This is a genomic window from Streptomyces sp. MBT65, assembly GCF_016612545.1.
GTDB lineage: Bacteria > Actinomycetota > Actinomycetes > Streptomycetales > Streptomycetaceae > Streptomyces.
Genome location: NZ_JAENRY010000118.1, coordinates 1 through 22214 on the forward strand (window position 1 = coordinate 1; position 22214 = coordinate 22214).

General features: G+C 71.2%; 20 protein-coding genes and 3 pseudogenes. 15 read left to right on the forward strand and 8 right to left on the reverse strand.

The genetic code is table 11. The annotated features are described in order from the left end of the window. A pseudogene (locus tag JHN63_RS25830) lies at window positions 1-232 on the forward strand (hypothetical protein); the annotation flags it as partial. Further along, window positions 222-1173: pseudogene (locus tag JHN63_RS25835) on the forward strand (serine/threonine-protein kinase). The pseudogenes JHN63_RS25830 and JHN63_RS25835, both read left to right, overlap by 11 nt. An 87-nt stretch (window positions 1174-1260) precedes the next feature. Here the strand turns inward: JHN63_RS25835 and JHN63_RS25840 are convergent. Both JHN63_RS25840 and JHN63_RS25845 read right to left on the reverse strand, forming a co-directional pair. Continuing rightward, a complete protein-coding gene (locus tag JHN63_RS25840; RefSeq protein ID WP_200684769.1) occupies window positions 1261-1668 on the reverse strand; it encodes a nuclear transport factor 2 family protein in 408 nt (135 codons plus the stop codon). 31 nt (window positions 1669-1699) lie between these two features. After that, window positions 1700-2989: a streptophobe family protein gene (locus JHN63_RS25845; protein WP_200684771.1), complete on the reverse strand. Its 1290-nt coding sequence runs from the start codon at window positions 2987-2989 to the stop codon at window positions 1700-1702. A 169-nt stretch (window positions 2990-3158) separates the two neighbouring features. Here JHN63_RS25845 and JHN63_RS25850 point away from each other — a divergent pair, with 169 nt between their 5' ends. Together JHN63_RS25850 and JHN63_RS25855 are read left to right on the forward strand one after the other, a co-directional pair. Continuing rightward, window positions 3159-4439: a DUF6777 domain-containing protein gene (locus JHN63_RS25850; protein ID WP_200684773.1), complete on the forward strand. Its 1281-nt coding sequence runs from the start codon at window positions 3159-3161 to the stop codon at window positions 4437-4439. Window positions 4440-4521: 82 nt separating this feature from the next. Beyond that, the gene (locus tag JHN63_RS25855) at window positions 4522-4983 is read left to right on the forward strand and encodes an ATP-binding protein (protein ID WP_200684775.1); all 462 of its coding nucleotides are present in this window, start codon (window positions 4522-4524) and stop codon (window positions 4981-4983) included. Window positions 4984-4999: 16 nt separating this feature from the next. Here the strand turns inward: JHN63_RS25855 and JHN63_RS25860 are convergent, their stop codons facing one another. Next, a complete protein-coding gene (locus JHN63_RS25860; protein ID WP_200684777.1) occupies window positions 5000-5779 on the reverse strand; it encodes a class I SAM-dependent methyltransferase in 780 nt (259 codons plus the stop codon). Window positions 5780-5867: 88 nt separating this feature from the next. Here JHN63_RS25860 and JHN63_RS25865 point away from each other — a divergent pair, with 88 nt between their 5' ends. After that, on the forward strand, window positions 5868-6257 hold the full coding sequence (locus JHN63_RS25865) for a helix-turn-helix transcriptional regulator (RefSeq protein WP_307781983.1): 390 nt from the start codon (window positions 5868-5870) through the stop codon (window positions 6255-6257). Window positions 6258-6264: 7 nt separating this feature from the next. On the opposite strand, the gene JHN63_RS25870 is transcribed toward JHN63_RS25865, so the two are convergent. The 3 genes and pseudogenes from JHN63_RS25870 to JHN63_RS25880 form a co-directional block, all read right to left on the reverse strand. Next, window positions 6265-6867, reverse strand: coding sequence for a ClpP family protease (locus tag JHN63_RS25870; RefSeq protein ID WP_200684779.1), 603 nt, complete (start codon window positions 6865-6867; stop codon window positions 6265-6267). Window position 6868: 1 nt separating this feature from the next. Further along, window positions 6869-7522 (reverse strand): ClpP family protease, encoded by a 654-nt coding sequence (locus JHN63_RS25875; protein ID WP_200684781.1) that lies wholly within the window; start codon window positions 7520-7522, stop codon window positions 6869-6871. 105 nt (window positions 7523-7627) lie between these two features. Continuing rightward, a pseudogene (locus JHN63_RS25880) lies at window positions 7628-8845 on the reverse strand (epoxide hydrolase family protein). Between the two features lie 122 nt (window positions 8846-8967). Between JHN63_RS25880 and JHN63_RS25885 the strand changes: the two are divergent. Further along, on the forward strand, window positions 8968-9474 hold the full coding sequence (locus JHN63_RS25885) for a VOC family protein (RefSeq protein WP_200684782.1): 507 nt from the start codon (window positions 8968-8970) through the stop codon (window positions 9472-9474). Window positions 9475-9501: 27 nt separating this feature from the next. Here the strand turns inward: JHN63_RS25885 and JHN63_RS25890 are convergent, their stop codons facing one another. Continuing rightward, entirely contained in the window at window positions 9502-10260 is a 759-nt protein-coding gene (locus JHN63_RS25890) for an ABC transporter ATP-binding protein (protein WP_200684783.1), read from the reverse strand. A gap of 155 nt (window positions 10261-10415) precedes the next feature. Between JHN63_RS25890 and JHN63_RS25895 the strand changes: the two genes are divergently transcribed. The 9 genes from JHN63_RS25895 (at window position 10416) to JHN63_RS25935 (ending at window position 21320) form a co-directional block, all read left to right on the forward strand. Then, window positions 10416-11450 (forward strand): ABC transporter substrate-binding protein, encoded by a 1035-nt coding sequence (locus JHN63_RS25895; RefSeq protein WP_200684794.1) that lies wholly within the window; start codon window positions 10416-10418, stop codon window positions 11448-11450. 5 nt (window positions 11451-11455) lie between these two features. Continuing rightward, window positions 11456-12259, forward strand: coding sequence for a class I SAM-dependent methyltransferase (locus JHN63_RS25900; protein WP_234477694.1), 804 nt, complete (start codon window positions 11456-11458; stop codon window positions 12257-12259). A 253-nt stretch (window positions 12260-12512) separates the two neighbouring features. Beyond that, complete coding sequence (locus JHN63_RS25905) at window positions 12513-13271, forward strand: ABC transporter permease (protein WP_200684797.1); 759 nt, start codon at window positions 12513-12515, stop codon at window positions 13269-13271. Window positions 13272-13489: 218 nt separating this feature from the next. Then, a complete protein-coding gene (locus JHN63_RS25910; RefSeq protein WP_200684799.1) occupies window positions 13490-15073 on the forward strand; it encodes an ABC transporter substrate-binding protein in 1584 nt (527 codons plus the stop codon). A gap of 2 nt (window positions 15074-15075) precedes the next feature. After that, a complete protein-coding gene (locus JHN63_RS25915) occupies window positions 15076-16032 on the forward strand; it encodes an ABC transporter permease (protein ID WP_200684801.1) in 957 nt (318 codons plus the stop codon). Beyond that, window positions 16029-16916 carry an ABC transporter permease gene (locus tag JHN63_RS25920; protein WP_200684803.1) on the forward strand — a complete coding sequence of 296 codons (888 nt, stop codon included), beginning with the start codon at window positions 16029-16031 and terminating at the stop codon, window positions 16914-16916. The genes JHN63_RS25915 and JHN63_RS25920 overlap by 4 nt, the downstream gene beginning before the upstream one ends. After that, complete coding sequence (locus tag JHN63_RS25925) at window positions 16916-18646, forward strand: ABC transporter ATP-binding protein (protein ID WP_200684805.1); 1731 nt, start codon at window positions 16916-16918, stop codon at window positions 18644-18646. The genes JHN63_RS25920 and JHN63_RS25925 overlap by 1 nt, the downstream gene beginning before the upstream one ends. Next, a complete protein-coding gene (locus JHN63_RS25930) occupies window positions 18643-20649 on the forward strand; it encodes a CocE/NonD family hydrolase (protein WP_200684813.1) in 2007 nt (668 codons plus the stop codon). The genes JHN63_RS25925 and JHN63_RS25930 overlap by 4 nt, the downstream gene beginning before the upstream one ends. Further along, window positions 20646-21320 (forward strand): TetR/AcrR family transcriptional regulator, encoded by a 675-nt coding sequence (locus JHN63_RS25935; RefSeq protein ID WP_234477696.1) that lies wholly within the window; start codon window positions 20646-20648, stop codon window positions 21318-21320. The genes JHN63_RS25930 and JHN63_RS25935 overlap by 4 nt, the downstream gene beginning before the upstream one ends. Here the strand turns inward: JHN63_RS25935 and JHN63_RS25940 are convergent. Beyond that, window positions 21277-22182: an SGNH/GDSL hydrolase family protein gene (locus JHN63_RS25940; protein ID WP_200684823.1), complete on the reverse strand. Its 906-nt coding sequence runs from the start codon at window positions 22180-22182 to the stop codon at window positions 21277-21279. The genes JHN63_RS25935 and JHN63_RS25940 overlap by 44 nt on opposite strands. Window positions 22183-22214: the final 32 nt, after the last annotated feature.

Below are 22214 nucleotides of genomic sequence, written 5' to 3' on the forward strand. Positions count from 1 at the left end.
CCTCGCCGGCGGCGGCCTCGACGGCGCGACCTTCGAGGCCCGCACCAAGGGTCTGCGGGTCGGCGTGGTCGTCGACGGCGAGTCCGTCTGGCTCTACGACTCCGACCACGAGCGCTGGGTGTACGGCGACGGCATCCGGCTCAGCACCTACGCCTCGGACGACGGCCCCCGCGCCGAACCGGCCGACCCCGGGCACGCCCCCACCCAGATCGTGGGCTCCGATGGCCCGTGACGCGAGCCTCTTCTCCGGCCGCCCCTCCGAGCTGATCGGGCAGCAGATCGCCGGGTACCGCATCGAGGACGAGATCGGCCGCGGTGGCATGGCGGTCGTCTACCGCGCCCACGACCTGCGTCTGGACCGCACGGTCGCCCTCAAGCTGCTCGCCCCCGAACTCGCCCGCAACGACACCTTCCGCAAACGCTTCACCCACGANGGTCGCCGCGGCGATCGACCATCCGCACATCGTGCCCGTCTTCGAGGCGGGCGAGACGGACGGCGTGCTGTACATCGCGATGCGCTACGTCTCCGGCAGCGATCTGCGTCATCTCCTGGACCGGGAAGGGCCGTTGGAGCTGCCGACGGCGGTACGCATCGCCACGCAGGTTGCGTCCGCGCTGGACGCGGCCCACGAGCACGGGCTCGTCCACCGGGACGTGAAACCCGGCAACATCCTGGTGGCCCGCGGTACCGACAGCGACCATCCCGAGCACGTGTACCTCACCGACTTCGGCCTGACGAAGAAGTCGCTCTCGCTGACCGGGTTCACGACGGTCGGCCAGTTCGTCGGCACGCTGGACTACGTGGCCCCTGAGCAGATCTCGGGGCGGCCGGTGGACGGGCGGTGCGATGTGTACGGCCTCGCGTGCGTCGTCTACGAGAGCCTCGCGGGGCGGCCGCCGTTCCGCCGTGACGACGACATGGCCCTGCTGTGGGCGCACCAGTACGACGTGCCACCGGCGGTCACCGAGTCCCGGTTCGATCTGCCGGGTCACGTCGACGGCGTCTTCGCGAAGGCGCTGGCGAAGAGCCCTGACGACCGGTACGAGTCGTGCCTTGCCTTCGTCACGGAGTTGCGGGGCGGTGTTGTCCCGGGGCATCCGGCGACCGAGGTGGATGTGCGGGTGGTTGCGCCGCCTGGGTGGGCTGAGCCGGTGTTCAAGCGACGTGACTGAAGGGTCTTGTCCGAGGGTGAGCGGGACCGGCCGTACCCACGCGGCGGAGCCGCACATGGATACAGCCCCGCGCCCGTGAAGAGGCGCTCAACTCCCTGGCGTCAGCGGTGTCCGCCGCACCGACACCTTGCGCCGGGCGATCCGCCAACCCGTCCCGATCCGCACCACCGTGTCGACATACGTCACCGACCCGCACGAGCCGTCCGTTCTGATGCCCAGTCCCTTCGACCTGACCCGGACCTGCCCCTCCGCGGGCTCCTCGATCACCACGTTGGTGACGTGATGCGCGACGGGGTTCGCGGCGCCCAACGCGACGGACGCGTCCACGAGTTGGCGGAGGCCGGTGAGTGTGCCCCGGCCGAAGTCGGTGAGGTCGTACTCGACGTCCGGGGTGAACACCTCGGTGGCGCGGTCGAGTTCGCCCTCGTCGACCAGATGGCCGTGCAGGGCGATCAACTCCGTGATGGCCAGGCGGTCTTCGAGAGGCAATGTCATGGCTGCCCTTCCGTCGAGTGGGCGCACACTCTCATGACGGGCGCTGCGACTGCTCGGGAATTTCGATCTCGCCGCGTCGGCGTACCGGCTTCGCCAGCAGCGCCCCCAGGAAGCCCGCCACCAACCCCCACAGCGCCGCCAACCCCACCGCCGACCACAACTCCGGCTTCAGGAACAGGTCTCCGGACAGGCCGCCGCCCACGTCGCCGATGCCGAGGAGGGAGAGGCCGTAGTGGGCGGAGACGCGTCCCACGAGGCAGATCATGAGGATCGCGAGGGCGAAGGCGATCGCGAGGTGGACGGCGTGCTGCCAGGCGCGGACGTGGGCCGGTGAGCGGGACGCCATCAGGAACGCGGCGGACAGGAGCAGGACCGCGTTCACCACCACGAGCCACCACACCCGGCCGTCGTAGGCGGCGATCGAGTTCAGGTTCAGGGTGGAGATGTCCGGGGTGCGCAGGACCTCGTCCAGCAGGTGGGGCATCGGCAGGCCGAAGGGGCCGTCGACCCGGCCGTTCCAGGTGGCGCCCAGGCCGATCGTGAGGGTGAGCCAGACCAGGTTCGGCATGCCGAGCAGGATCAGGGCGAAGGTCTGGGTGACATTGCCACGGGTCGCCGCCGTGGCGAGGGCCACCACGACGCCGAGCGCGACGTAGGCCAGGAGCAGGGCCACCACGGCGTACGCGGCCGGGCGTACCGCCGCGTGGAAGCGGAGGAGACGGGCCGGGACGGGCGCGCCGGGGGACACCAGGAGGGCCAGCACCAGGACCCCCGCCAGCCACAGCAGACCGAACAGGACCGCCTGCGGTACGTCCGCCTCGAAGCCGACCTCGGGGGAGGCACCGAGCAGATCGCCGATGTCGCCGAGCGTTCCGGTGCCCAGGGAGATCGAGAACTTCTGGCGTGCGCCCAGCGCCAGTCCGATCAGGCCGAGCAGCCACAGGACGGCGATCCGGGCGGCCCAGCCGGCCAGTTCCGTCGCCGAGGCGACCGCTCGGTGCCGCAGGGGCCGTAGGAAAGCCGTCGCGGTCGTCAGGGCGCCGGTCAGGGTCACCGAGAGGGGGATGACGGTCAGGCCAGCCTTGGTGTCGGCCAGGGAACCGGCGTTCCCGGCGAGTTTCACGGTGCCGCCGACGGCCGTCACCACCGTGGCCGTGACGACCCGGGGGAACGCGCCGTCCGGGAGGTCCGCCGCGCCCGCCGCCCACAGGCCCAGCGCGGCGACCACGCCCATGGAGAGCAGCCCGGCCAGTACCGTGCCGAGGGCCTGGACCCAGCCGTGGCGGGCGACTGCCTGGTCAGAGGGGGTTCGGGGGGTCACGTTGCCACGCTAAGCAGCGTCCGGGGAGCGCGCCCGCCGGGAGGGCCGTCCGCGTCGGCTTGCGGGCGGACCGGGACCGGAGCACACAATGGGTGAGTTCTGGATGAAGCGGCATAAATCGTCCGTATGGACGTCAACGCCGCGTGAGTCGCGTCGGGAAGAAGAGCTCGTGAGCGTCGAACCTCCGTCTTCAGGCCGCCCCACCGGACCGCCCTCCGGCCCGCTGTCGGGACCCTCCCAGCCGCCTTCGGGCCCGCCCTCGCAGCCCTCGGGCGGCGGCGGCACCGGCGCGCCGGAGCCGCACCGGCCCTGGTGGAAGTCCGCGCCACGCGTCGCGATCCTCACGACCGCCGTGGTGGCCGCCGTCGTCCTGGCCATCGTCTTCACCGGCTCCGGCGGGGGCTCCGGCAAGACGGCGAGCAAGGGCGAGGTCTTCCTCCAGTCCGCGGCCAAGACCGGCCCCGACCCCTTCACGGAGTCCACCGCGACCGAGAACTCCGCGCCGCCCGTCTCCGCCTCGCCCACCGCCTCCGAACCGGCGAACGCCGTACGCGGTGTCGACGGCGGCGCGCCCGGCCTCTACGGCGGCACCCGGAACGTCTCCAGCTGTGACGTGGAGAAGCAGATCAAGGCACTGAAGGCCGCGCCGGCCAAGAACCAGGCGTTCGCGTCCGTCGTCGGCGTCCAGCCCGCCGGAGTCCCCGCCTATCTGCGCTCGCTCACCCCCGTGCAGCTCCGCATGGACACCCGCGTCACCAACCACGGCTACCGCGACGGCGCCGCCACCAGCTACCAGGCCGTCCTCCAGGCCGGCACCGCCGTCCTCGTCGACAACCACGGCGTGCCCCGCGTGCGCTGCGCCTGCGGCAACCCGCTGTCGCCGCCCGTCGCCCAGCAGACCACCCCGAAGCGCACCGGCGACACCTGGTCGTCGTACCGCCCGCAGAACGTCGTCGTGGTCACCCCCGCACCGCAGATCATCAACATCTTCGTCATCTACGATCCCCACCGCGGCGACTGGTTCGGCCGGCACCACGGGGACACGGGGCGGCACGACCACAAGACCCCGCCGCCGGTGAACCCGGCCAGCCCCTCGGTGACCGTGTCCCCGCCGACGTCCCCGTCCTCCGACTCGCCGTCGCCGTGCGCCTCTTCGCCCTCCGCCAAGCCCGGTAAGCCGGACAGGCCCGGGACGTCCACGAGCCCGTGCCCGCCGTCGTCGAGCGCGCCGTCGTCCCCCTCCTCGCCTTCTTCGAAGTCCCCGGGCTCGGAGTCGCCGTCCTCCCCGTCCGCCGAACCGCTGGTTCCGGACACGCCCTCTACGGAGTCGTCGGCCGCCTCGTCCGCTCCCGAATCCGTCGCCTCGGACACGACCACGAGCTCCGCGTCGGTGTCGGCATCCACCGTCAGCGCGCCGGTTTCGTCGGTGACGAGTTCACCGTCACTCTGATCGGGGGGACTGCCGGGCGTGGGGCTGGGTACGAGCACTGGTACGACAGCGACCGGCAGAGCCGCCTTCGAGAGAGACACGCATGATCGATCACCGGGACGGGGCAGTGATACCGACTCGATTCGACGTGCCCGTGGAACCGCTGCGGCGGGCGGCGCACTACACCGGGGAGCCGGGCTGCATCTCCGCGGCCCGGCACTTCACGCACCAGTTCCTGGAACAGCTCAGAACCGAGTGGTGCGCCACGATCGACGATCGCTCCGAGGGTGAACTGCTGCTGGTGGTCAGCGAGTTGGTCACCAACGCGGACCGGCACAGCAACGGGCCGTACATCCTGGAGCTGGAGGGCACGGACACCTCGGTGACGGTGGCCGTGTGCGACAGCAGCGTGGCCCTGCCCCGGCTCTTCGCCCGGGACCCCGAGCGCATCGGCCGGCACGGCCTGGAGATAGTCCACGCCCTGGCCGCCCGGGTGAGCGTCGAACGGGTGCCGGTCGGCAAGCGGGTGCGTGCCATGATGCACCTGAGCGGCGGGGACTGCTGAGTGCCGTCCCGGTAGGTCAGGCCCCGGTCCGGGTGGCCGTGATCAGCTCGTGGAGGTACCGCTTGGTGACCCGGCCGCCGTGCCGGGTCTCCATCAGCTCGCGGAGGCAGGCCAGGAGGCCCCGGCGCGAGGGTTCGTCCATGGCGATGTGACCCGAGTACGTCAGCAGGACGTCGAGGTACTCGTCGGTCGTGTACGTGATCTCCCGCGCACCGCGCCACACCGTGACGTCCTCGAAGTGCGCGGAGTGCTCGAACTCCCCGGTGTCCGTGGCCGTCTCGTCCTCGGTGGGACTCCGCAGACCGGGCGGGGTGGCCGGGTCCCAGCGTTCGTAGCAGCGCTGCATCCGGTCGAAGAAGTCCTGGGTACCGCCCGCCACATGGTGGGTGGTGACGACCGCGAACGTCCCGCCGGGGCGCAGGGTGCGCGCCGCCTTCGCCACCCGGGTCCGGGGATCGAGCCAGTGGTACGCCGTCGCGATCACCGCGAGGTCGAACGGCTCGTCCGGCGGCCGCCACCGCTCGAAGTCCGCGACCTCCACCTCCACCCGCGGGAACGCGCTCAGATTGCGCCGGGCCACCGCCGCCGTCGAAGGACCCAGTTCCACGGCGGTCAGCCGGCAGCCGAACTCGGCCAGCGGGACGGTGAGTTGACCCGTCCCGGGGGCGATCTCCAGGACCCGGCTGTCCGGGCCGAGGCCGGTCACCCGGGCCAGTTCGTCGACCAGGCGGCGCGGATACCGGGGGCGGGCCCGGTCGTAGCGCTCGGCCGCCCGGTCGAACGTGTCGCGCAGCACCGTTCCGGAACCCTTCGCCTCGGTGATTCCCCCCAGGGCAGAATGCTGATCCCTTTGCCCCCGTGTCCAAGGCTTTTAGTCTGAGCGGGTGAGCAACCAAGCGCCGAACCAAGCCCGCGTGATCCCGCTGCGCCCGCACGAGCCGGCCCCTCACCTGCCGGAGCCGGCCGTTCCCGCGCCCAAGGAACCCCTGTGGCGCGACCTGGTCGGTGACGTCCTACGACGCGAACGCCTCGCTCAGGAGCGCACGTTGAAGGATGTGGCCGACGCCGCCCGGATCTCCATGCCGTATCTCTCGGAGGTGGAGCGGGGCCGCAAGGAGGCCTCCTCGGAGGTCATCGCGGCCGCCGCCCACGCCCTCGGCCTCGACCTCGGCGACCTGCTGTCGCTGGCCCACAGCGAACTCGCCCAGCACCGCTCCAGGCGTCAGGCCAGGGCGAGTTCGCCGTACAACGGGCTGTGCCTGGTGGCCGCCTGACGGATGGTCAGAGGGGGCCGAGGCGTCGGCTGACCACTTCGTCGGCCAGGCCGTACGCCACGGCCTCCTGTGCGGTGAACACCTTGTCGCGGTCCATGTCGGCGCGCAGCGTGGCGATGTCGTGGTGGGTGTGCCGGGACAGCACCTCCTCGACCTGGGCGCGGATCCGCACCATCTCCTTCGCCTGAAGGGCGAGATCGGAGACCACGCCGCGCTGTCCACCGCTGGCCGGCTGGCCGAGCAGCACGCGCGCGTGCTCCAGGACGAACCGCCGTCCGGGGTCGCCGCCGGCCAGCAGCACGGCCGCCGTCGAGGCCGCCTGACCGACGCAGAACGTCGAGATCGGGGCCTGGACGTACGTCATGGTGTCGTAGATCGCCATGAGCGAAGTGAACGAGCCGCCGGGCGAGTTGATGTAGATCGCGAGTTCCCGGTCCGGCGCCGACGACTCCAGATGGAGGAGTTGCGCGATGACGACGTTGGCGACGCCGTCGTCGATGTCGGTACCGAGGAAGATGATCCGCTCGGACAGCAGCCGGCTGAACACGTCGTAGGACCGCTCGCCCTGCGGGGTCCGCTCGACGACGTTCGGAATCGTGTACGTCCCCATGTCAGAGCCCCATCCGTCGCTTGGAAGCGGCCGGGCGCACATCGGCCAGTGAGGCGACGACCCGGTCCACCATGCCGTACTCCTTGGCCTGCTCCGCCGTGAACCAGCGGTCGCGGTCGCCGTCGCGGGAGACGGTCTCCTCGGTCTGGCCGGTGTGCTGGGCGGTGAGGCGTTCGATGGTCCTCTTCGTGTGGTCCAGGTTCTCCGCCTGGATCTCGATGTCGGCGGTGGTGCCGCCGATGCCCGCCGACGGCTGGTGCATCATGACCCGGGCGTGGGGGAGCGCGTAGCGCTTGCCGTGGGTGCCGACGGTCAGCAGGAACTGGCCCATGCTGGCGGCGAAGCCCATCGCCAGCGTCGAGACGTCGTTCGGGATCAGCCGCATCGTGTCGTAGATGGCGAGGCCCGCCGTCACCGAGCCGCCCGGGCTGTTGATGTACAGGCTGATGTCCGTGCGCGGGTCCTCCGCGGACAGGAGCAGCAACTGGGCGCAGACCCGGTTCGCGGAGACCTCGTCGACCTGTGTGCCGAGGAAGACGATCCGCTGCCCGAGCAGTTGGGCGGCGAGGTGGTCGTCGAAGCGGGACGACGGGGTGTCGCCCTCCTCGGCGCGTGGCATGAGGGCCGGCGCGAAACCGGCCGTGAGTGGAGACATGGGCACTCCTTGTCGAGGGTGTCGTGATCTGTCTCCACTGTCGGCCCACAACGCCCCGGCCTGGGGATTTCTAGGCCCTCAGCAGATTCGCCGCGAGCAGAGGGGTCAGTCGACGCCCTTCTCCCGGAGCTCTCGGAGTTCCCGGAAGAAGGCCCGTACGTCCGCTGCCAGCAGGTCCGGTTCCTCCATCGCGGCGAAGTGGCCGCCCCGGTCGAGCTTGGTCCAGCGGACGATGTTCTCGGTGCGCTCGGCCTTGTGGCGGAGCGGGATCTGGATCTCGGCCGGGAAGACGGCGAGCGCGGTGGGGACGGTGGACGGCAGGGTGGGCGCGGCGGCCCGCGCGCCGGTGGCGTGGGCCCGTTCGTAGTAGATGCGGGCGGCCGAACCGGCGGTCCCCGTCAGCCAATACAGCATCACGTTGGTGAGCAGCCGGTCCCGGTCCACCGCCTCCTCGGGCAGCTCCTCCGAGTCCGTCCACTCCCTGAACTTCTCGACGATCCAGGCGAGTTGACCGACCGGCGAGTCCGTGAGGCCGTACGCCAGGGTCTGCGGGCGGGTGGTGTGCAGGACGGCGTATCCGGTGCCCTCGCGCGACCAGGCGGTCCAGCGGCGCCAGGACTCCAGGGCGTCCGCCCGCTCCTCGGGACCGAGCGCGGAGAGTTCCTCGGCGGTGGGCTCGGTGAGGGCCTGTGCGCCCGGCAGCAAGTTGAGGTGGACGCCGATGACTCGGTCGGGGTGGGCGCGGCCCAGCTAGCGGGAGATCGCCGAGCCCCAGTCGCCGCCCTGCGCGCCGAACCGGTCGTAGCCGAGTCGGGTCATCAACTCGGCCCAGGCGTCGGCGATCCGGCCCGCCTCCCAGCCGGTGTCGGCCGGTGGCCCGGACAGTCCGAAGCCGGGGACGCTGGGCACGACCACGTGGAAGGCGTCGGCCGGATCGCCGCCGTGGGCCGCCGGATCGGTCAACAGGCCCACGATGTCGAGGAATTCGACGATCGAGCCCGGCCAGCCGTGGGTGAGGATCAGCGGGGTGGCGTCCGGCTCCGGGGAGCGGATGTGCGCGAAGTGGACGGTCGACCCGTCGATGACGGTCGTGAACTGCGGCCACGCGTTCAGCTCGGCCTCGGCCGCCCGCCAGTCGTACGTGTGCCGCCAGTACCGGACCAGCTCCCGCAGATAGTCGGCCGGCACGCCGTACGCCCAGCCCGTGCCGGACAGCTCGTCGGGCCAGCGGGTGCGGTCGAGGCGGGCGTGCAGATCGTCGAGGTCGGCCTGCGGGATGTCGATGCGGAACGGGTGGACGCTGTCAGCCTGCGGGGACGTCATGGAATCGGAGCCTAGTTCGGGGCGGCGGATCGGCCACCTGGAATATGCGGCCGTACGACCGATGAGTTTCGGGCCGGGCGAGGGTCGATACAGATGACCGTGTTCGATGCCCCCTGGAGCCCATGGAGGAGCTCATGACCACCGACGCACCCACCGACGGATTCACCACGTGCCTCTGGTTCGACGGCCAGGCCGAGGAAGCCGCCCACCTCTACGTGTCGATCTTCAAGAACTCCAGCATCGGCCGCGTCAGCCACTACGGCGAGGGCGCCCCGCAGCCGGCCGGCTCGGTGCTCACCGTCGAGTTCACGGCCTTCGGACAGAAGTTCGTCGCGCTGAACGGCGGCCCGATGTTCAAGTTCACCGAGGCGGTCTCCTTCCAGATCCCGTGCGAGAGCCAGGAGGACATCGACTACTACTGGACCAAGCTCACCGAGGGCGGCGGCGAGCCCGGCCCCTGCGGCTGGCTCAAGGACAAGTACGGCCTGTCCTGGCAGGTCGTCCCCTCCCGGCTGATCGAGATGATCACCGACCCGGATCCGGCGAAGGTCGCCCGGGCGACGGAGTCCTTCATGGCGATGGGCAAGTTCGACCTCGCCGCGCTGGAGAAGGCCTTCGCGGGGGAGTGACGCACGGACCGGGCGGGGCGGCCGGGATCAGCTCTCGCTGCTGAGCAGCAGCGCGTGCAACTCGGCCGCCCGCCGGGCCAGTTGCTCCGCCTGGCCGGCCTCGGCGCGGCTGCGCGGGCGGGGCAGCGTGATGTCGAGGACCGTACGGATCCGGCCGGGCCGGGGCGTGAGGACGATCACCCGGTCGGCGAGCAGGACCGCTTCGTCCACCGAGTGCGTGACGAGGACGACCGTGGACGGATGCTCGCGGTGCGTCCGCTGCAACTCGGCGCACAACTCGTCCCGGGTGAGCGCGTCGAGCGCGGAGAACGGCTCGTCCATCAGCAGGACCCGGGGCCGCCGCACGAGCGAACGGCACAGCGCCACCCGCTGCTGCATCCCGCCGGACAGCTCGTGCGGCAGACGTCCCTGGAAGCCGTCGAGGCCCATCGCCCCGATCAGCCCCAGCGCCCGTTTCCGCGCGCCACTGCTCCGCTCGCCGGAGATCTCCGCAGGCAGCAGCACATTGTCCAGCACCGACCGCCAGGGCAGCAGCGCCGGGCGCTGGAAGAGGACGGCGCAGTCGGGGCGCGGCCCGGTGACGGCACGGCCGCCCATCAGGACCTCGCCCCGCGTCGGCGCCACCAGCCCGGCGATCAGCCGCAGCAGCGTCGACTTCCCGCACCCGGACCGCCCGACGACCGCCACGAACTCACCGTCGGCAGCCTCCAGATCGATCCCGTGAAGCGCTTCGACGGAGCCTCGCCGATGCGTGAACTCCTTGGACACACCCCGTAGTCGGATCACGCGTCGACTCCCGTCGGCCGCCGTGCGCGGAGTACCGAAAATCGCTCTGCTGGATTGTGGCACGCACGCGTACGCTTTTGCGGATCGCGACCCCGGCGATAACGCCCCACCAAGTGCCGCCGTCCCCCCACCCGTTCCCCTTCCGGGGAGGTCGCATGATCCGCTCGTACCCCACAGTGACGGTGTTCTGCGCGGCGACCACACTCTTGGCCGCTGCTGCCTGTGACTCCAACTCCTCGCCCAAGAGCACGAGTTCGGCCAAGGACCACCTCACCTACGTCACCGCGTTCGGCGCGGCGGGACGGGACGCCTTCGCGTGGGTGGCCGAGCAGAAGGGCTATTTCCGGGACGCCGGAATCGACGTGCGGATCGAACTCGGAAAGGCCACCGGTGAGAACCTCAAGGCCCTCGCCTCGGGGAAAGCGCAGTTCACCAGCCTCGACCTGACCGGCGCGACGATTTCCGCGGGCGCCGGGAACTCCACGGCCTATCGCGACTTCCGTGCTGTGCTCGCCGTCCACCAGCGCACCCTTGTCTCCATCATGGCGATGCAGGGCTCGGGCATCACCACCCCGAAGGACCTCAAGGGGAAACGGATCGCGGCCGCCGCCAACTCCGTGAACCAACTGCTCTTCCCCGGCTACGCCAAGCTCGCCGGCATCGACACCGCGAAGATCCGCTGGATCGCCGTCCAGCCCGTCCAGTTGGGCCCGGCACTCGCCAGCGGAAAGGCCGACGCGCTCAGCACCTTCCTGATCGGCCGGCCCACCGTCGAGAAGGCCACCGTGCAGGCCAGGTCGAAGCACGTCGTGGTGTTCCCCTACAGCACCTACCTGCCCGACCTGTACGGCAACGCGACGGTCACCACGGCCTCCGTCGCCGCGAAGAAGCCGGACCTGGTCAAGCGCTTCCGTGCCGCCCTCCTCAAGGCGCTGAAGTACACGATCCAACACCCGGCCGAGGCCGGGAAGTTGCTGCACTCCAAGCACCCGGAGACGGATGCCGCCGCCGCGACCGCGGAGATCAAGCTGATGACGCCGTCCGTGACGGCCGAGGGCGCGGAGAACATCGGGCTGATCACCGAGGAGCGGATGCGGCGCGCCCTCACCAGCCTGCGGAACGCCGGTGTCATCCGGCCCGGACTGACTCCGCAGGATGTCGTCGACTTCGCCGCCATGAAGACGAGTTGACGGACATGGAGCCACCTCCGCTCTCGTACGTCTTCGACAACGACCACCCGGAAGCCGCCGACCGGCACGGCCGACTCCCCGCGATCCTCGACGAGTTCACCGTCTCCCGGCTGTCCTCCCTCGGCGACCTGACCGGCCGACGCTGTCTGGAGACCGGCGCCGGAGGCGGCAGCATCGCCGACTGGCTCGCCCGCGCGACGGGACCGACAGGACGGGTGCTGGCCACCGACGTCAACACCCGTCATCTGCCGCCGAGTCCGCCGTACGACGTGCTGGTGCACGACCTGGAGAACGAACCGGTGCCGGACGGGCCCTGGGACGTGATCCACGCCCGGCTGGTGCTGCTCCATCTGCCCGGACGGGAGACGGTGCTCCGGAGGCTCGCGGCGGCGCTCGCACCCGGTGGCGCACTGGTGCTGGAGGATTTCGAGACGACCTTCCGCAAGCTCGTCCTCGCGGCCCCCACCCCGCAGGCCGCCCAACTGGTCGACCGCTACCACGAGTTGCTCGTCGAACGCGTCCTGCCCGCCCACGGCAACGACCCCACCTGGGCGGGCCGGGTACCCGCCGCCATGCTGGAGGCGGGCCTGACCGACGTGGACACCGTGATCCACTCCCGGTCCTGGCCGGGCGGCACCGCCGGCGCGCTGCTCATCGCCGGGAACATCGCGCAGACGCGGGAGGAGTTCCTGGCGGCGGGCATGACCGAGGCTCAACTCGACGAACTGGACCGCTTGGTCACCGACCCGCGGCTCGTGGTGCGCGGCCACTTCACCTACTCGACCATCGGCCGCAGGCCCCCGGCGTGAGACGCGTCCGGGCGGTGCGGGCCTCCGGCGTGGGACGCGTTCTGTCTGTGCGGGCCGGAAGGGCATGCGTCCCGTCTGCGCGGGGCTCCGGCGTGCGATGCGTCCGGGCGGTGCGGGCTTCTGGCGTGGGACGCGTTCTGTCTGTGCGGGCCGGAAGGGCATGCGTCCCGTCTGCGCGGGGCTCCGGCGTGCGATGCGTCCGGGCGGTGCGGGCTTCTGGCGTGAGATGCGTTCTGTCTGTGCGGGCCCCGGCGTGAGACGCGTCCTGGCGGCGGGACCGCCGCTCCTGGCAGCCGGGTGCGCGCTCGCCGGCTGGTGGCTGATCACCGTCGCCTTCGACATCCGGCCGTTCCTGCTGCCCGCGCCGCCCGATGTCGTCGACGCCTTCGGCCGGCTGCCCGGGTATCTGCTGCGCCAGACCTGGCAGACGTTCACCGAGACGGCCGTCGGCTTCGGCCTCGCGGTGGGCGCGGGACTGGTGACCGCCGTGCTGCTCACCGCGTCCCGGGGCGTGGAGCGCGCGATCATGCCACTGCTGGTCGCCGTGAACGCCGTACCGAAGATCGCGGTGGCGCCGCTCCTCGTGGTCTGGCTCGGCTTCGGGACCGCCCCGAAGGTGTTCATGGTGGCCCTGCTCGCCTGGTTCCCCGTGGTCGTGTCGACGATGGCAGGACTGACCTCGGTCCCGCTGGAACTGACCGAGCTGGCCCACTCCCTCACCGCGACCCGCTGGCAGACCTACCGCAAGCTCCGCATCCCCTGGGCCCTGCCCCAGGTCTTCGTCGGCCTGCGCCTCGGCGTCACCCTGGCCGTCGTCGGCGCGGTCGTCGGCGAGTTCGCGGGCGGCGACCAGGGCCTCGGCTACGTCATCGTGGCCTCCGGCGGCAACGCCGACACACCCCTCGCGTTCGCCGCGATGGCCCTGCTGAGCGCCATGAGCGTGCTGCTCTTCTACGTCGTCGTCCTCGCGGAGCGGGCCCTGCTGCCCTGGGCCCGCGAGACCACCGGCTGAGCCGACCCGCCACCGGCCGAGCGACCGCCCCGGCGCGACCACACGGCCCGTCCCGGCGCCCCCTGCGCGACGCCTCCCGGTAACCAGTGCGTTTCGGACGTTAATTTCCGCCCCCAAAGGGTTGGCGGGAAACCATCCCCTCGTTATCGTTCACGCACTTCACTCAATCGTTCCGCTGAACGAATAGCTGAACGAATAGCGACAAGGACGGTCGGTACATGTCCGACATCCACCACCCGGGCCGTCGGTCGGTGCTCACCGCGGGCCTCGCCTCGGCGGCGGCACTCGGCGGGTCCTGGCTGCTGACCGGCTGTGCCGGGGCGGAGGCCGCCCCCGTCCTGCCGGCCGCCGCCGCGAAGGGCGCCCCCGACCGCGGCGGCACCCTGCGCATCGCCCGGCCGCCCGCCTCCGACGCCGAGACCCTCGACCCGGCCAGCTCGCTGTCCGCCTACGAGTACCTGGGCGCCCTGTACAACCGGCTCGTCCGCATCGGCCCGGACGGCGACCTCGCCCCCGACCTCGCCGAGTCCTGGGAGACCGATGTCAAGGCCCGCACCTGGACCTTCCGCCTCCGCAAGGGCGTCACCTTCCACAACGGCCGCGCCTTCACCTCCGCCGATGCCGCCTACTCCCTGCGCCACATCCTCGACAAGGCGACCGCGTCCCCGCAGGCCGCCGTCCTCGCCCCGCTCATCGACCCGGCGAAGCTGGGCACGCCCGACGCCCACACCCTCGTCGTCCCGCTGAAGAGCCCGAACGCAGAGTTCCCCAGCCTGCTGACCCACTACAACTGCTATGTCATCCCGGACGGCAGCGCGAAGTCCATCGGCCGCACCGGCATCGGCACCGGCCCCTTCAAACTGGAGTCGTTCGCACCGGCGGGCCCCGGCCGCGTCACCGCGTACACGGACCACTGGGCGGGCCGTCCCGTCCTCGACGCGATCGCCTTCTACTCGGTCGCCGACATGTCGGCCCGCTCAAACGCCTTGCTGGCGGGCCAAGTCGACCTGCTCTCCCAGACGAACCTCGACTTCGCGACCGCCCGTGTGGTCGCCGCATCGGACCGCGCGACCATCGCCCGCGTGAAGAACGCCCAGTGGTACGTCCTCCCGATGCTCACCACCGAGAAGCCCTTCACCGACGTCCGCGTCCGCCAGGCGATGAAGCTCGCCTACGACCCCGAGCACGTCGTGAAGGTCGCCCTCCAGGGCGCGGGCACGGCGGGCTGGGACAACCCGGTGCCGCCCAGCGACCCGGCCCACATCTCCGCGCACCCCAAGCACGACCCGGAACAGGCGAAGTACCTGCTCAAGCGGGCGGGCCACGAAGGTCTGGCGATGGACCTCTACACCTCCTCCTACGACCCGCTGTTCACACCGATGGCGCTCGCCTACCAGGACTCGGCCAAACGGGCCGGCATCCGCATCAAGGTCAAGACGGCCTCCGCGGACTCCTACTACACGCAGATCTGGATGAAGAAGCCGTTGATGGCGACCTATTGGTTCACGGGCCGGCCCGTCGACCAGCTCTTCACCCAGATCTTCCGCAGCGGCTCCTCCTACAACGAGACCGCCTGGTCCGACAAGGAGTTCGACGCGGTCCTCGACCGGGCCCGCGCCGAGATCGACGACACCAAGCGGCGCGAACTCTACGGCGAGGCACAGACGTTGGTGATCGAGAAGGGCGGGGCGATGACCCCGATGTTCGCGGACCGGCTCGTCGGCATCTCCCGCAAGGTGCGCGGATACGCCGAGCACGGCTTCGAGTTCGACTACCTGGGCATCGGCCTGAAGGGAGCCTGACCATGCTCTCCTTCATAACCCGCCGTATCGCAGCGGCAGTTGGCACCTTGTTCCTCTCCTCCATCCTTGTCTTCCTCGCCGTCCAGGCCCTGCCCGGCGATGTGGCCACCCAGATCCTCGGCAAGGACGCGACCCCGGACGCGGTGGCCGCCCTGCGGGAGAAACTGAAACTCGACAAGCCCGCCTTGGAGCGGTACTTCGACTGGGTGGGCGGCGCCCTGCACGGCGACTTCGGCACCTCCCTCGTCTCCGGCAAGGCCGTCGGCGGCGAAGTGTCCATGTACCTCGGCAACTCCGCCCTGATCGCGGTCGTCACGGTCCTCTTCGCGGTCACCGGCTCGATCGTCCTCGGCATCCTCGCGGGCCTCTACCGCGACCGCTGGCCCGACCACCTCATCTCCACGGTCAGCCTCGTCGGCATGAGCGTCCCCGAGTTCGTCGTCGCCACCGTCCTCGTCCTGTGCTTCTCGGTCGCCCTCCCGTGGTTCCCCGCGGTCGTCCTCTACGGCCCGGACGCCACCGTCGGTCAACTCCTGCCCGCCGTCTGGCTTCCCGCCCTAGCGCTCGCCGTGGTGATGGCCGCGTACATCGTCCGCATGGCCCGCACCTCGGTCATCGACGTGATGGCCACCGAGTACGTCACCACCGCCCGCCTCAAGGGCCTCTCCACCTGGCGGGTCGTCACCCGACACGCCCTGCCGAGCGCCCTGTTGCCCACCCTGCACGTCATCGCGCTCAACGTGGCCTGGCTGGTCGGCGGAGTCGCCGTCGTGGAGAACGTCTTCAACTACCCGGGCATCGGCAAGCTGACGCTCTCCTCCGTGCAGAACCGCGACCTGCCCACCATCCAGGCCATCGCCCTGATCAGCGCGGTCGTCTACGTCGTCTGCAACCTCGCCGCAGACCTGGCCACCATGGCCCTCAACCCCAGGCTCCGCACCCGAGGGAGGACCCGATGACCACGCTCGACACCGTCCCGCCGACTGCCGTACGAGGCGCCCGCACCGTCCGTGCCTGGCGCACCGTGAGCAGCTCCCGCACCGCGCTCATCGGCCTCGCGATCGTCGCCGTCCACGTCCTGATCGCCCTGCTCGCGCCCCTCCTCACCTCCTACGACCCCATCGCCAACGACGCCAACCACGCACTCCTCGGCCCGAGTTGGTCGCACTGGGCCGGCACCGACCAGTACGGCCGCGACGTCCTCGCCCGCGTCCTCTACGGCGGCCGGTACGCCCTCGGCGTCTCCGTCGCCGCCACCCTGCTGACCGTCGCCCTCGGCACGGTCATCGGCTGCGCCGCCGCACTGCGCGGGGGCTGGTTCGACGACGTACTGGGCCGCGTCCTGGACGCGATCCTGTCCATCCCCTCGGTCCTGGCCCTGCTCGTCGTGGTTACCGCCCTCGGCACCGGCCCGGTGGTCATCGTCCTGGCCGTCGCGATCACCTACGTCCCGCAGGTCGTTCGCGTCGTGCGCGGCGCCGCCCTCGCGGTCGTCCCCGCCGACTATGTGACCGCGGCCCGCGCCCGCGGGGAGAGCACCTGGTCGATCCTGCGCCGGGAGATCCTGCCGAACATCACGGACGTGGTGTGCGTGGAGTTCGCGATGCGCGCCTCCTGGGTCGTGCTGCTGATCTCCTCGCTGTCCTTCCTCGGCTTCGGCGCCGATCCGCCGACTCCGGACTGGGGTCTGATGGTCGCCGAGAACCGCACCGCCATCACCGTCGTCCCGATGGCGAGCCTCGCTCCCATCATCGCCCTGGCCACCCTCGTGGTCGGGCTCAACCTCGCGGCCGACGGCCTGTCCAAGGCGTGGGGCGTCGACCGGATCAGGGAGGGCTCCTGATGGCCTCGATCGTTTCCGTCAACTCCCTTTCCGTGGCCTACCGTTCGGGCGGCCAGGACGTACCTGTCGTGCACGAGGTGTCGCTGGACGTCGCCGAGGGACAGACCCACGCGCTCGTCGGTGAGTCCGGCAGTGGCAAGTCCACTGTCGCCGCGACCCTCCTCGGGCATCTGCGCCACGGTTCCCGGATCACCGGGGGCTCGGTCCAGGTGTCCGGCGCCGACGTCTTCGCCCTGCCCGCACGGGAGTTGCGACGACTGCGCGGCGGCACGGTCGCGATGGTCGGCCAGAACGCCGGCCACGCCCTCACCCCCTCCATGCGCATCGGACGCCAGATCGCCGAGGCCGGCGGTGAGGTCCCCGTCGTGGAACTCCTCGAACAGGTCCGGCTGCCGAACCCCGCCGACCTGGCCCGGCGCTATCCGCACGAACTCTCCGGCGGCCAGCAGCAGCGCGTCGCCATCGCCATGGCCATCGCGGCCCGCCCCAAGGTCCTGGTCCTCGACGAACCGACGACCGGCCTGGACGTCATCACCCAGCGCAGCGTCCTCGACCTGATCGCCGCCCTGAGCGACGAACTCGGCCTGGCCGCCGTGCTGGTGAGCCACGACCTCGGGGTCGTCGCGCACATGGCCGACGAGGTGACCGTCCTGCGCTCGGGCCAGGTGGTGGAATCGGCGCCCACCCGGCAGTTGTTCGCCCGGCCCCAAGACCCGTACACGAAGCGCCTGTTGGCGAGCGTGCCGCGCCTCGACGACGCCGGGCTCGCGGTCGTCGGCGAGGCGGGGGAGCGGGAGGTCAGGCCCAGGGCCGAGATATCCGACGACGCGCCCGTCGCCGTCTCCGCGCAGGACATCACCATCGACTACGGCAAGACCCGTGCAGTGCACGGCGTCTCCTTCGACGTCCGGCGCGGCGAAGTCCTCGCCCTCGTCGGCGAGTCGGGCAGCGGCAAGTCCACCCTCGCGTGGAGCCTGGCCGGACTGCGCACCCCGTCCGGCGGCACGATGCGCCATGCGGACGGCGACCTGGCCCGCCCGGCGCAGCAGCGACCGCTGTCCCTGCGCCGCCGGGTACAGCTCGTCTTCCAGAACGCCGACACCTCGCTCAACCCCCGCCGCTCCGTGGGCGACGCGGTCCGCCACCCGCTGCGCTTCTTCGGCACGGTGCCCGACCGTACGGAGGCGGCCGAGCGAGCCCGACAGCTCATCGCCGACGTACGCCTCGACCCGGCTCTCGCCGACCGCCTCCCGGCACAGCTCTCCGGCGGTCAGCGCCAACGCATCGGTATCGCAAGGGCGTTGGCGGGCGAGCCGGACGTCCTGATCGCCGACGAGATCACCACCGCTCTGGATGTGTCGGTCCAGGCGGACGTACTCCGCCTCCTCGACGACCTCCGGCGCGAACGCGACCTGGCCTGCCTGTTCATCAGCCACGACCTGGCCGTCGTACGGGGCATCGCGGACCGAGTTGTCGTACTGCGCCACGGAGTCGTCGTCGAAGAGGGCCCGACGGAGGCCGTGTTCGCCGACCCCCGGCACCCCTACACCCGCCAACTGATGGCAGCCGCCCTCGAACCCGACCCCGACGCGCGGCCCTACGTCGACGACACCGCCGACTGGGCCGACGCGGCGGACGGGGACGACATCTGGACCGACCAGGGAGACGACGGCCACCGTGTCCGGCGCTGGCGTCCCCTCAACGCCCCCGTGGCCGAAGGAATTCTGTGAAGTACCGCGAACAGTTCGACCGCCAGGTCGTCCGCGAGGACGTCTGGATCCCCACCCGGGACGGAAGGACCCGGTTGCACGCCCGCGTCTGGCGGCCGGTCGACGCCGAGTCGGACCCCGTGCCCGCGCTGCTCGAATATCTCCCGTACCGCAAGAGCGACTGGACCGCGCCCCGCGACGCCCAGCGTCACCCCTGGTATGCCGGACACGGCTATGCCTCGGTGCGCGTCGACATCCGGGGCCACGGCGACAGCGAGGGGCTGCCCGGCGACGAGTACGACGCGACGGAACTCGCGGACGGGGTCGACGTCGTCAACTGGCTTGCCTCGCAAGCCTGGTGCACCGGCAGGGTCGGCATGTTCGGCATCTCCTGGGGTGGCTTCAACGCGCTCCAGATCGCCGCCCTCGCCCCCGAACCGCTGAAGGCGATCGTCACCGTCTGCTCGACCGACGACCGCTACGACAACGACGTCCACTACACGGGCGGCGCCGTCCTCGGCATCGACATGCTCGCCTGGGCCGGCACCATGCTCGCCTTCGCCTCCCGCCCGCCGGACCCGGCGAGCGTCGGCGCGGACCGCTGGCTGCCGATGTGGCGCGAACGCCTCGACGCCCTCGAACCCTTCCTGCACACCTGGCTCGCACACCAGCAGCGCGACGACTACTGGAAGCACGGCAGTGTCTGCGAGGACTACACCGCGATCGACGCGGCCGTCCTCGCGGTCGGCGGCTGGAACGACCCGTACCGGGACGCCGTGTTGCGGCTCGTCGAGCATCTGCCCGAGGATCGCGTCCGGGGGATCGTCGGCCCGTGGTCGCACCAGTACCCCGACCGGGGACTGCCGCCCGGACCGGCGATCGGCTTCCTCCAGGAGACCCTGCGCTGGTGGGACCAGCACCTCAAGGGCATCGACACGGGAGCGATGGAGGAGCCCCTGCTCCGGGCCTGGATCACCGACCCGGTCCCGCCGGCGACGTCGTACGACGTGCTGCCCGGTCGTTGGGTGGGGGACACCAAGTGGCCCAGCCAGAAGGTCAGTTGGGACTCACGGCCTCTCGGCGCGAGTGGGGAGCCCGTTCTCGTGCGGTCCCCGCAGCACACCGGCCTCGACGCCGGGCGGTTCTTTCCCTTCGGCAACGCGAGTGATCTGCCGCCGGACCAACGGGAGGAGGACGGCCGCTCGGTGTGCTTCGACTCCGAACCGCTCACCGAACGCGTCGAGATCCTCGGCCGCCCGCGCGTCCGGCTCCGCCTCGACAGCGCCACCCCGCGCGCCCATGTCATCGCCCGGCTGTGCGACGTCGCCCCGGACGGCTCGTCCACACTCGTCACGCGGGGCGTGCTCAACCTGCTGAGCCGGCACGGCCGCGACCGGGCCGTCGAGTGGACACCGGGGACGTACGAGGACGTCGAGTTCGAGCTGACCGGCATCGGCTACGCGATCCCGCCCGGCCACCGCATCCGGCTCGCCGTCTCCGACACCTACTGGCCGTGGGTCTGGCCGCACGGCGAGCGCGGCGGGTTGCGGGTCGTCCCGGCCGAGAGCGCCGTACAACTGCCCCTGCGCGAAGGCGGATCGGAGCCGTCGATCCGCTTCGAGGAGCCCGAACAGGCGATTCCGCTCGACGTGTCCTACGACCGGCCCGCCGAGCCGACGCCCGAGCGGCTCGTCACGCACGATGTCGCCGAGGGGGAGTGGACCCTGGAGGTCGACCCCAACTACGGGGGCTCTCGGGCCTATCCGGACGGGCTGCGCTACGAGGAGAGCGCGCGGGAGACGTACCGCATCCGCAGTGACGATCCGCTGTCGGCGCACGCCGTGTCGGAGTGGCGGATCCGGTTGCGGCGCGGGGACGACTACGACGCTGAGATCATGGCGCGGACGGAGCTGCGCGCCACGGGCGCGGACTTCGTCATGGACAGTCGCGTCGAAGCACGGGCGAACGGAGAGACAGTGGCCAAGCGCGCATGGCACCGCACCACCCCGAGGACGTCGGGATGACGGCCGCCAAGCAGCCCCAGTCGGCCGCGAAGTCCCCCCGCCGTGCCGTCGCCGCGGCCGACCGCACCCGGCAGCCCACCGAGGTGCGCCGGCGGCTGATCGTCGAGGCGGCCGTCCCGTTGATAGCGGAACGCGGCTACGCCTCGGTCGGCGTGCGGGACGTGGCCGCCGCGGCCGGGGTCTCCGTCGGTACCGTCACGTACCACTTCGGCAGTGTGCAGGAGATCCTCTCCGAGGCGATGGTGCTCCATATCGAGCGCTACTACGCCGAGTTGAGCGAGGCCGCCGAGCAGGCGACCAGCGGGGCCGAGGCGCTGCGGCTGCTCGTGGACGCGCTGTTCACCGAGGACACCGACCGGCACTGGCGGATGTGGTTCGACTACTGGAACGCGGGCGAGCAGGGCACGGACGAGGCCTTCAGCGGTGGCCAGGCCCGCCGGTACGAGAGTTGGCACCAGCAGATCCGCGCCCTGGCCGAACGGGGCGTCGCCGACGGGGAGTTCGGCTCCGACGACCTCGACGGCTTCACCGTCCGCTTCGCCGCCCTGGCCGACGGTCTCGCCCTGCAACGGCTGCGCCAGGCACCGCCGTTGAGCACGCAGGACGCGCGTCGGCACCTCAACCGGCTCATCGAGACGGAGTTGGGGCCCGGGCGCCGATCACCCGAGTGATCTCCCTCGCGATCCGCAGAATGCCGGGGGAGGGGACCGGGCACGGCCTGGGCGTCGAGGTCGTCGGCGCCAGGCAGAAGTGCAGATAGTCCGTGTCGAGGTGCAGGGCCGTGCGGCCGCCGGCCGGCTGGGTGCAGTAGTCCGGGTGGGCGCGTTCGTAGGCGGTGCAGGGGAGGTACTGGGCCCAGGTGTAGCGGGCTCCGGCCGGGCTCACGGTCCGGCCGGCGTCGGCGACGAGGTCGCCCGCCGACCTGGCCTGCGAGGCGTAGAGCGCGTTCACGGCCCTGACCCGCTCCGGGGTGATCGGGTCGGGGCCCTGCAACACCCAGACGATCGTGGGCCGTTGGGCACCCCCGGCGCTCGCGATCTGCGCGGTCAGCTTCCTGAGGTCGGCCGCGTACCGGGCGAAGTACGTCTCCCGCTCGGCGCCGTAGGTGATCCCGTCCATGCAGGGCGTGTAGCCCCAGGCGTTGCCCCAGAACTGGAGCACCACGAAGTCCGGACGCAGCGCACGCACCAGGTCGGCGGCCTTGTCCCCGTCCGGGACCAGCGAACCCTTCTTGGTGCCCTCCAGGTAGTCGCACGGCGTGGTCCCCGAGTAGGGGGCGCTCGTGTACGTCGCGTCCAGCGTCCCGCGGAGTTCCCGCCCGAGCACGTTCTGGGCCTCCATGGCGAGGGAGTCCCCGAGATACAGCACACGGGGCGCCGACCGCACCACCGGCGCCCGTCGTGGTGCGGCGGTGGACACGGAGACGGAGACGGAGGGGGCGGGCGGCGCGGCCTGGGGCCCGGACACCGGATCCGTGCACGCGCCGAGCAGCACTCCGGCCAGCGCCACACCCACGATCCATGGCTTCCGCATACGGCAACTCCCGCCCCGGGCACCGGAAAACA

What these genes read in the sequence shown, in the direction of transcription:
- JHN63_RS25840 (WP_200684769.1), bottom strand. Translation starts at nt 1,668, where the DNA reads ATGACATTGCCTCTCGAAGACCGCCTGGCCATCACGGAGTTGATCGCC.
- JHN63_RS25855 (WP_200684775.1), top strand. Translation starts at nt 4,522, where the DNA reads ATGATCGATCACCGGGACGGGGCAGTGATACCGACTCGATTCGACGTG.
- JHN63_RS25870 (WP_200684779.1), bottom strand. Translation starts at nt 6,867, where the DNA reads ATGGGGACGTACACGATTCCGAACGTCGTCGAGCGGACCCCGCAGGGC.
- JHN63_RS25875 (WP_200684781.1), bottom strand. Translation starts at nt 7,522, where the DNA reads ATGTCTCCACTCACGGCCGGTTTCGCGCCGGCCCTCATGCCACGCGCC.
- JHN63_RS25885 (WP_200684782.1), top strand. Translation starts at nt 8,968, where the DNA reads ATGGAGGAGCTCATGACCACCGACGCACCCACCGACGGATTCACCACG.
- JHN63_RS25895 (WP_200684794.1), top strand. Translation starts at nt 10,416, where the DNA reads ATGATCCGCTCGTACCCCACAGTGACGGTGTTCTGCGCGGCGACCACA.
- JHN63_RS25900 (WP_234477694.1), top strand. Translation starts at nt 11,456, where the DNA reads ATGGAGCCACCTCCGCTCTCGTACGTCTTCGACAACGACCACCCGGAA.
- JHN63_RS25910 (WP_200684799.1), top strand. Translation starts at nt 13,490, where the DNA reads ATGTCCGACATCCACCACCCGGGCCGTCGGTCGGTGCTCACCGCGGGC.
- JHN63_RS25915 (WP_200684801.1), top strand. Translation starts at nt 15,076, where the DNA reads ATGCTCTCCTTCATAACCCGCCGTATCGCAGCGGCAGTTGGCACCTTG.
- JHN63_RS25920 (WP_200684803.1), top strand. Translation starts at nt 16,029, where the DNA reads ATGACCACGCTCGACACCGTCCCGCCGACTGCCGTACGAGGCGCCCGC.
- JHN63_RS25925 (WP_200684805.1), top strand. Translation starts at nt 16,916, where the DNA reads ATGGCCTCGATCGTTTCCGTCAACTCCCTTTCCGTGGCCTACCGTTCG.
- JHN63_RS25935 (WP_234477696.1), top strand. Translation starts at nt 20,646, where the DNA reads ATGACGGCCGCCAAGCAGCCCCAGTCGGCCGCGAAGTCCCCCCGCCGT.
- JHN63_RS25940 (WP_200684823.1), bottom strand. Translation starts at nt 22,182, where the DNA reads ATGCGGAAGCCATGGATCGTGGGTGTGGCGCTGGCCGGAGTGCTGCTC.